Source organism: Streptomyces sp. NPDC000151 (genome assembly GCF_040301705.1).
Lineage (GTDB): Bacteria > Actinomycetota > Actinomycetes > Streptomycetales > Streptomycetaceae > Streptomyces.
In genome coordinates this window covers 111,328-119,471 of the sequence record NZ_JBEPFC010000005.1, presented here as the reverse complement: position 1 = coordinate 119,471, position 8,144 = coordinate 111,328, and the positions used below count along the sequence as shown (strand labels likewise).

Below are 8,144 nucleotides of genomic sequence, written 5' to 3'. Positions count from 1 at the left end.
CCGGTGCCGGGGCCGGTTCCGGGGCCGGGACCGAGGACCGCGACGCGGCCGCGGCCGACGCGTACTACGAGGCGGCCCGCGCGCACCACGAGGACACCACCAACGACTTCGAGCGCGCCCGCACCCTGCTCCTGCACGGCAAATGGCTGCGGCGCAGACGCCGGCCCGGCCCGGCCAGAGGGCTGCTGCGGGACGCGCTGGTCGCCTTCGAGGGGTGCGGGGCGCGCGCCTGGACCGAGCAGGCCCGCGCCGAACTGCGCGCCACGGGTGAGGCCCCCGCAGCCGGACGCCCGGCACCGCTCGCCGACCTCACCCCGCAGCAGCTGCGGATCGCGCGCTGCGTGGCGGAGGGCGCCACCAACCGGGAGGTCGCGCAGCGCCTGTCCGTGAGCCCGCGCACCGTCGACCACCACCTGCGCAACATCTTCGCGGTCCTGGGCGTGCGGTCCCGGGTGGAGTTGGCGCGCCTGGTGGACCGCGCCGAGCAGCCCACCGCGCCCCTGTGACCCCGGCGGTGCTTCACGCCGCGAACGGGGCGGCGAGCCCGGCCGGCGGCGGGTTGAGCCGGGCGAAGCCCTCCTGGCGCTGGTACGGGAAGTGCGGATACGGCGCGGTCTTCGCGCTCGCCGCGTCCAGCCGGGCCACCTGATCCACCGTCAGCTCCCAGCCCACGGCGCCGATGTTCTGCCGCAGCTGGGCCTCGTTCCGCGCGCCGATGATGACGGAGAACACGGTCGGCCGCCGCAGCAGCCAGTTCAGAGCGATCTGCGGGACGGTACGGCCCGTCTCCCGCGCGATCTCGTCGAGCGCGTCGACCACGCTGTACAGGCTCTCCTCCTCGACCGGCGGCCCGTAGTCCGCCGTCTCGTGCAGCCGGCTGCCGGCCGGCAGCGGCTGTCCGCGCCGGATCTTCCCGGTGAGCCGCCCCCAGCCGAGCGGGCTCCAGACCACCGCGCCCACGCCCTGGTCGACCCCGAGGGGCAGCAGCTCCCACTCGTAGTCGCGGCCGACGAGCGAGTAGTAGACCTGGTGTGCCACGTACCGCGGATATCCGTACTTCTCGGCCGCCGCGAGGGACTTCATCAGCTGCCAGCCCGAGAAGTTCGAGACGCCGACGTAGCGGATTTTCCCGGCCCGCACCAACTGGTCCAGCGTGGCGAGCACTTCCTCCACGGGGGTGTGCGCGTCGAAGGCGTGCAGCTGGAAGAGGTCGAGGTGGTCGGTGCCGAGCCGGCGCAGCGCGTCCTCGGTCGCCCTGATCAGGCGCGAGCGGGACGTGCCGGCGTCCTGCGGCCCGTCGCCCATGGGCAGCCCGGCCTTGGTCGACAGGATGACCTGGTCGCGGCGCCCCTTGATGGCCTGGCCCAGGACCTCTTCCGACGCGCCACCCGAGTACACGTCCGCGGTGTCGAACATGGTGATGCCGGCATCGAGCGCGATGTCGACCAGCCGCCGCGCGTCCTGGGCGTCGGTGGTGCCCCACGCGCCGAAGAGCGGCCCCTGTCCGCCGAAGGTGCCCGTGCCGAAGCTCAGGGCCGGGACCTTGAGGCCGGAGGTGCCCAACTGTCGGTATTCCATGATCGATCCTCTCGCGATGGCAAAAGACGATGAAGGCAACGAAGGCGATGAAGGCAACGAAGATGACGAAGGCAACGGAGATGCACGACCATTAATGGGTCAGGAGTTCCGTTAATCTGAGCGTTACCGTAGCAGGGATCGGAAGCTAATGGAACGGGAGTGCCGTTATGGCGGGTGAGGGTGCGGAGCAGCCGGGGACCGTGCGTCCGGGCGGGCGCACGGCGCGGGTGCGGGCGGCCGTGCTGGCGGCGGCCGGTGATGTGCTGGCCGAGCGGGGGCTCGCGGGGCTGGACCTCGCCGATGTCGCCCGCCGCGCGGACGTCGGCCGGACGACCGTCTACCGCCGGTGGGGGAGCCCGGCCGGGCTGGTGGCCGATCTGCTGGCCGACATGGCGGAGCAGTCCCTGCCGCGTACGGACACCGGCTCGCTGCTCGGCGACCTCAAGGCCAACGCCGCCCTCGTGCGGCGTACTCTCACCGATCCGCGGCAGGGCCCGCTGTTCAAGGCGGTGATCGCCGCGGCCGCCGGCGAGGCGGGCACGGCCGAGGCGCTGCACCGCTTCTACGCCGCGCGCATCGAGGAGTGGGCACCCTGTGTGCACCAGGCCGTCGAGCGGGGTGAGGTGCCGGCCGGCACCGACCCGCACGAGGTCATCCGCGCGGTCTCGGCGCCGCTCTACTACCGCGCGCTGGCCAGCGGTGACCCACTGAACGAGGGAGCGGCCGAGCGCGCGGCGGAAGCCGCCGTGGCGGCGGCCCGGGCAGGGGTGTACGTACGCCCCGCGAACTCATCGGGCGACGCGTAGAGCCACAGAGGGGGCCCCGACCGGTCGGGGGAGGCCGGCCGAGGCGGCTGGGTGCGGATACCGATGGCGGTCGCCTCGCGGCGAAAGGCTCCGTGGGGCTTCTGCCGAACGATCTTCCCCACGGGCTATATGTTGGGCCCGGGGACACAGCTCCATCAATATCCGCATTTATTACAGCAAGGCGGGGCTGTCCGGTATTCCCCCCCGCGCAGACGGCCCGGCTCACCCGGCGGGCGGGTCCCCCCAGGGCATTTCCAGTGCGGCCCGGAGCGCGTCGACCGTTCCGCGGCCGATCCGCTCGGCGAGCTCCTCCTCCAGTCGCTCCAGAACGCGCAGCGCCCGGCGGTGCGCGCGGGTGCCCTGCGGTGTGCGGCGGATCAGCCGCTGCCGGGCGGAGGCGGGGTGCGGTGCCTGCTCCAGCAGGCCGGCGGCGACCAGGCTGTGCACCGCCTGGTGGGCGGTCTGCCGTGTGACGCCCATTCGGCGGGCCAGCTCGGACACGGTGGTGCCGTCCTCGTCCAGTACGGCGAAGAGCTGGAGCTGGGTGGGGGAGACCGGCGGGGTGTCGCCGTCGGTCTCGCTCATGGCCGTCAGCAGTGCCTGTTCGAACCAGTTGCGGGCCTCGCCGAGCAGTTGGGGGAGGTTGCGGCTGGTGTCCATCGGTACCTCACGGCAGGCGTGGCGGGTGGGTCTGCGTCCTGCGGCCGGTCGCTTGCGGCCCGGCGCGGACGTATGTCAGGCTACCTGACGTAGTCGATGTCAGGCTGCCTGACATGAAAGTCGTACGCCTCCGGGAGAGCCGATGACCTTTGAGTACGCCACCCGCTACCGGCGCGCCTCGCGCATTCCCGCCGAACCGGGCAAGCCCTACTTCATCGAGAAGGGCGAGGGTGACCGCGCCCACCTGTTCGGCGACCTGATCACCATCTACACGGGCGGCGAGCAGACCGAGAACACCTTCAACTTCTTCACGGTCGAGGGCCCCAAGGGCGACATCATCCCGGCCCATGTGCACGCCGACACCCACGAGGTCTTCTACATCACCGCCGGCGCCGTCCGGCTGTTCGTGGAGGACACCGAGGGCGAGCAGCAGGAGAAGCTGCTGACCACCGGCGACTTCGGCTTCGTACCGAAGAACTGCACGCATGCCTACCGCATGGAGCGGCACCACAGCCAGGTCGTCGGCGTCGCGGCCGGCCCCGGCGGCACCTTCGAGCGGTTCTTCGAGAACCTCGGCGCGCCCGCGGAGCAGATGGGCCTGCCGCACGCGCCCGTGATTCCCGCGCCCGAGAAGTTCGGCACCGTCCCGCAGGAGTTCGACGTCCGGTTCCTGCCCGACCACCAGTGGCGCACCCGGTGAGCGCCGCGCTGCGCGCGCTGATCGCGGCGCCCGCGCCCGACGTCGCCCCGCTGCCGCCCGCCGCGCACTGCGCCCCCGGCGTCCGGCTGCTGCGCGGCGTCCCCTATGCCGTCCCCGCGGGCAGCCGCCCTCTGGAGCTGGACCTGTGGCTGCCCGAGGAGCCGGCCGACGGTCCGCTGCCGCTGGTGCTGTACGTGCACGGCGGCGCCTGGCGCATCGGCCGGCGGGACGACATGGGGATGCGGCTGCGGGACTGGCAGCCCGGCCCCTTCGCCCGCATCGCCGCCGCCGGCTTCGCGGTTGCCTGCGTCGATTACCGCCTCTCCGGCGAGGCGCACTTCCCCGCACCCCTGGAGGACCTGCGCGCCGCCCTGCGCTGGCTCGCGCTGCGCTCCGCCGAGCTGGGCATCGACACCGCGCGGACGGCGGTGTGGGGCGAGTCCGCCGGCGGCCACCTCGCCTCCCTCCTCGCCCTCACCGGCTCGGCCCCGGGCCACGCGGGCCCCGCCCCGGCCGGCGCCGTCGTCTGGTACGGGCCGAGCGACCTGACCACCGCGCGCGGCGGCTGGGACCCGTGGGACGCGGCCACGCCCGAAGCGGCGCTCCTGGGCGCGGCGCCCGCCACCGTGCCCGATCTCGCCCGCGCGGCCAGCCCCGTCACGCACGCCCACGCGGGCGCCCCGCCCTTCCTGCTGGTGCACGGCGACGAGGACACCATGGTGGCGGGCAGCCACAGCCACGCCCTCGCCGCCCGCCTGGAGGCGGCCGGCGCACCGGTCGACCTGTGGACGGTCCCCGGCGCGGACCACGGCTGGTACGGGGCGTCCGACGAGCAGGTGGCGGAGATCTTCACCCGCTCGCTGGGGTTCGTCGAACGGCTGGTGCGCTGAGCCTTATCGCGTGCGCTGAGGCGTGGCGCCGCGTGCCGTGTCCAGGACCGTCCCGGCCGGGGAGGCGTCCGGGCCGCGCCAGGCGATGTGCTGGTCGGGGCGTACCAGCAGCAGCCCGGCCCCGTAGGCGGCGGCATCGGGGAGGCCGGGCAGGTCCAGCACGGTGAGCGGGAGGCGGCGTGCGGCCGCGGCTGCCACGAACGGTGCGGTGTCCGCGGCCTCGTCGAGGCGTACCAGGGTGAAGCCGGGCCCGAGGTGGTCGTACAGCGAGGAGCCGTCGGGCAGCCAGCGGTGGGGGAGCCGGGCGCCGGGGCGGGCCGAGCCGTGGTAGACGAGGGGCTGGTGACCGGGCACCGGGGAGCCGTCGTCCACGACGGCGGGGGAGCCGGCGTAGTGGTAGCCGAGGACGAGGCCGAGGCTGTGGAACTCGCCTCGTTTGGCCTCCAGCGCGTCGGCCACGGCGGTCCGGCGCGCGGCTCCGGCCGGCGTGTCCTCGTCGATGTCGCCATGGGCGAAGGCGTGGGCCAGGTGGGCTTCTTGGGCCGCGGCGTCGGCGATGGTGCGCTCGGCGACCGGGCGGCGCTCCGGCTCGTAACTGTCCAGCAGTGCCGGCCCCGCCCAGCCCCGCAGTACGGCGGCGAGCTTCCAGCCCAGATTCACCGCGTCGCCGACGCAGGTGTTGTAACCGTGGCCGCCCCAGGGCGGGTTGAGGTGTGCCGCGTCGCCGACCAGGAAGACCCGCTCACCGCGGTAGCGGTCGGCCAGCAGCATCCGCGCGGACCAGGGATCGGTGGCGTGCACGTGGATGTCCAGGTCGGCGCCGATCAACTGCCGTACCAGCGACGCGGGTTCGACGGTATTGGTCCGTACGTCCACGCCGTGCGCGATGGCCCACCAGGTGCCGTCCAGGTCCATCCGGCCGACGATGCCGCCCGCCGCCGCGCCCAGTACCCAGTAGTGCACCGCGCGGGCGCACAGGGCCTGTTCGGTCAGTTCGGGCGCGGTGAAGGTGATGTTGAGGTTGGGCAGCGCGCCGCTGCTGCCCTCGTACCGGGCGCCGATGGCGGCCCGGCTCACGCCGCTCGCGCCGTCGCACCCCGCCAGGTAGTCGGCGGTGACCGTGCGGGTGAGGCCGTCGGGCCCGGCGACCCGCGCCCGTACCCCGTCCGGCCCGTCCTCAGCAGCCACGAGGCGGTGACCCGCCAGGAAGGTGACGTTCGGCAACTCGGCCACCGCTTCCCGCAGTACCGCCTCGACGGCCGGCTGCGGGATCTGCTGGCCGCACTCGGCGAACTCCTCGCGGCGCTCACGGTGCAGCGCGAAGGCGTTCGGGAAGCGGGTGATCTCGCGGCCGGTCAGCCCGGTGCAGAACACCACGTCCTGCGCGTACGACACCGGCAGCGGCGCGGCGGCCCGCACCCGGTCGGCCAGACCCCAGCGCCGGAACAGCTCCATCGTCCGCGCGCTGGTGGTCTTGGCGCGCGGGCGGTCGGTGGCCACGGTCCGCCGCGGTTCCAGCACGCAGCACGGGATGCCCGCACGGCCCAGCTCGATCGCGACCGCGAGCCCGCTCGGCCCGCCACCGGCGATCAGGACAGAGTGGTGCTCACTCATCGCCGCTCCGATCCGACGATCGGCGTGCGCAGCGTGCCCAGGCGGTCGACCGTCACCTCGACCACGTCGCCCGGGCGCAGGAAGCGCGGCGGGGTGCGGGTGTAGCCGACGCCTTCGGGGGTTCCGGTGACCAGGACGTCCCCCGGCTGGAGCGTGAAGGTGCGGCTGGCCAGGGAGAGCACCTCGCCGACGGGGAAGATCAGGTCGCGGGTGTTGCCGTCCTGTACGAGTTCACCGTTCACCCGGGTGGTGAGCCGCAACCCGGCGGAGAGCGGGCCTACTTCGTCCGCCGTGACGAGCGGTCCCATCGGGCCGCTGCGGTCGGCGTTCTTGCCGAGCGTCCACTGCGCGGTGAGCTTCTGGGCGGTACGAGCCGTGAGGTCGTTGAACACCGCGTACCCGAGCACGGCGGACTCCGCGGTCACGGGGTCGGCGTCCGCCAGGGGGGACCCGACGACGGCGGCGACCTCGCCCTCCCAGTCCAGCCCCGGTTCGTTCGCCGGTACCGGTACGGGCACCTCGCCCACCGACAGCGAGGCCGTCCACCGGCCGAAGAGGGTCGGGTGGTCGGGCACGCCGTACACCCCCTCTTCCGCGTGTGCGCGGTAGTTGAGGCCGAGGCACAGCACCCGGGCCGACGGCGGGACGGGCGGGGCCTGCCGGACCTCGGCGAGCGGCCGCTCGCCACGGGGCACCGCGGCCGCCCGCGCGGTCCACTTCGGCAGCTCCGCGTAGAAGTCCCGGACCTCGGCCAGCGGCGTGACCCGGTCCCCGACCACGACTCCGACGACCGTGTCGCGGCCGTCCAGCAGACCGATGAGCTTCACCGCGTCACCTCCGTCGGCTCCGCCTGCGCGGTGCCCGTCGGCCGGGCGACGAGCCGGATGTCGAACTCGAAGTCGAGGAAGGGCGCGCTGAGCGACCACCGTTCCGCCGCTCCCGGATCCTTGATGTCCTTCGGGGTGACCACCAGTGCGTCCTTCACGGCGAAGGCCGCGTCGGAGTCGAGGTACGGGTCACCGGCGACGAACACGTGGGTGGTGACGGGGCGGTGCCCCGGGGCTTCCACCCGCAGGTGGATGTGGGCCGGGCGCATCGGGTGCCGGCCCAGCGCCGTCAGGAGTTCACCGACCGGGCCGTCGGTGGGTACGGGATAGCTGCTCGGCAGCACGCTGCGGAACCAGTACGACCCGTCCTCGGCGGTGGTGAGCAGGGCACGCAGATTGCCCGGCGGCTGCGCCGCGTCCTGCGTGTCGTAGCGCCCGGCGTCATCGGCCTGCCACACGTCCACCGTCGCGCCCGCCAGCGGCCGCCCCGCGCAGTCGGTCACCCGGCCGTGCACGGCCATCGGGCGGCCCCGCTCGCGCTCCGGCCCCTCGGCGATCCACGCACCGAGCGGGCGCGGCGGCGCGGGGGAGTGGAAGGGGCCCTCGACCGAGGAGGGCGTGGCCTCCGCGGGCCCGGCGTGGTTGACCTCGTCGACCGCGGAGGTCAGCCCGAGCATGTCGGACAGCAGGATGAATTCATTGCGGGTGGCCGTGCACGCGTGTCCGGTCCGGACGAGGAAGTCCAGACCGGCCAGCCACTCCTCCTCGGTGGGCCGCACCTCGCGCACGAAGGCGTGCAGATGCCGCACGGCCGCGCGGACGACCTCGGCCCGCCGCGGGTCCGCTGCCGCGATGGTGTCCAGTACCTGTGCCTGCAACCTGTCGAGTGCCTGGTCCGCTCCGGACGGCAGGGGCGTGTGCGCGCTCATGCTGCTCCTCTCGGTGGTGGGGCGCCGCGCGGCGGTACGAGGACGGGCATCGGCCCGAACCCGCCGTCGGCGGCGCGACGTTCACCAGCATGCGAACGCGACGTCACCGCGTCTGCGGGTGTTCCATTGAGTGGAGCGGT

At 73.8% G+C, this 8,144-nt stretch carries 9 protein-coding genes; 4 read left to right on the top strand and 5 right to left on the bottom strand.

Translation table 11 applies throughout. The features are described from left to right. On the top strand, positions 1-506 hold a 506-nt coding region (locus ABT381_RS03410), incomplete at its 5' end, for a helix-turn-helix transcriptional regulator (protein WP_351587106.1). 13 nt (positions 507-519) lie between these two features. Here ABT381_RS03410 and ABT381_RS03405 read toward each other — a convergent pair. Beyond that, complete coding sequence (locus tag ABT381_RS03405; protein ID WP_351587104.1) at positions 520-1,578, bottom strand: aldo/keto reductase; 1,059 nt, start codon at positions 1,576-1,578, stop codon at positions 520-522. A gap of 167 nt (positions 1,579-1,745) precedes the next feature. Between ABT381_RS03405 and ABT381_RS03400 the strand changes: the two genes are divergently transcribed. Continuing rightward, positions 1,746-2,384 carry a TetR/AcrR family transcriptional regulator gene (locus tag ABT381_RS03400; RefSeq protein WP_351587102.1) on the top strand — a complete coding sequence of 213 codons (639 nt, stop codon included), beginning with the start codon at positions 1,746-1,748 and terminating at the stop codon, positions 2,382-2,384. A gap of 222 nt (positions 2,385-2,606) precedes the next feature. Here ABT381_RS03400 and ABT381_RS03395 read toward each other — a convergent pair whose 3' ends face one another. After that, a complete protein-coding gene (locus tag ABT381_RS03395; RefSeq protein ID WP_351587100.1) occupies positions 2,607-3,044 on the bottom strand; it encodes a MarR family winged helix-turn-helix transcriptional regulator in 438 nt (145 codons plus the stop codon). Between the two features lie 142 nt (positions 3,045-3,186). Between ABT381_RS03395 and ABT381_RS03390 the strand changes: the two genes are divergently transcribed. Both ABT381_RS03390 and ABT381_RS03385 read left to right on the top strand, forming a co-directional pair. Beyond that, positions 3,187-3,744 carry a quercetin 2,3-dioxygenase gene (locus tag ABT381_RS03390; protein WP_351587098.1) on the top strand — a complete coding sequence of 186 codons (558 nt, stop codon included), beginning with the start codon at positions 3,187-3,189 and terminating at the stop codon, positions 3,742-3,744. Beyond that, positions 3,741-4,634 (top strand): alpha/beta hydrolase fold domain-containing protein, encoded by an 894-nt coding sequence (locus ABT381_RS03385; RefSeq protein WP_351587096.1) that lies wholly within the window; start codon positions 3,741-3,743, stop codon positions 4,632-4,634. Before ABT381_RS03390 ends, ABT381_RS03385 begins: the two co-directional genes overlap by 4 nt. Positions 4,635-4,637: 3 nt before the next feature. Here the strand turns inward: ABT381_RS03385 and ABT381_RS03380 are convergent, their stop codons facing one another. The 3 genes from ABT381_RS03380 to ABT381_RS03370 are packed head-to-tail and all read right to left on the bottom strand — an operon-like array spanning position 4,638 to position 8,004. Next, entirely contained in the window at positions 4,638-6,248 is a 1,611-nt protein-coding gene (locus ABT381_RS03380) for an FAD-dependent monooxygenase (protein WP_351587094.1), read from the bottom strand. Further along, the gene (locus tag ABT381_RS03375) at positions 6,245-7,075 is read right to left on the bottom strand and encodes a fumarylacetoacetate hydrolase family protein (protein WP_351587092.1); all 831 of its coding nucleotides are present in this window, start codon (positions 7,073-7,075) and stop codon (positions 6,245-6,247) included. Before ABT381_RS03375 ends, ABT381_RS03380 begins: the two co-directional genes overlap by 4 nt. Beyond that, positions 7,072-8,004 (bottom strand): dioxygenase family protein, encoded by a 933-nt coding sequence (locus tag ABT381_RS03370; RefSeq protein WP_351587090.1) that lies wholly within the window; start codon positions 8,002-8,004, stop codon positions 7,072-7,074. The genes ABT381_RS03375 and ABT381_RS03370 overlap by 4 nt, the downstream gene beginning before the upstream one ends. Between the last annotated feature and the right edge of the window lie 140 nt (positions 8,005-8,144).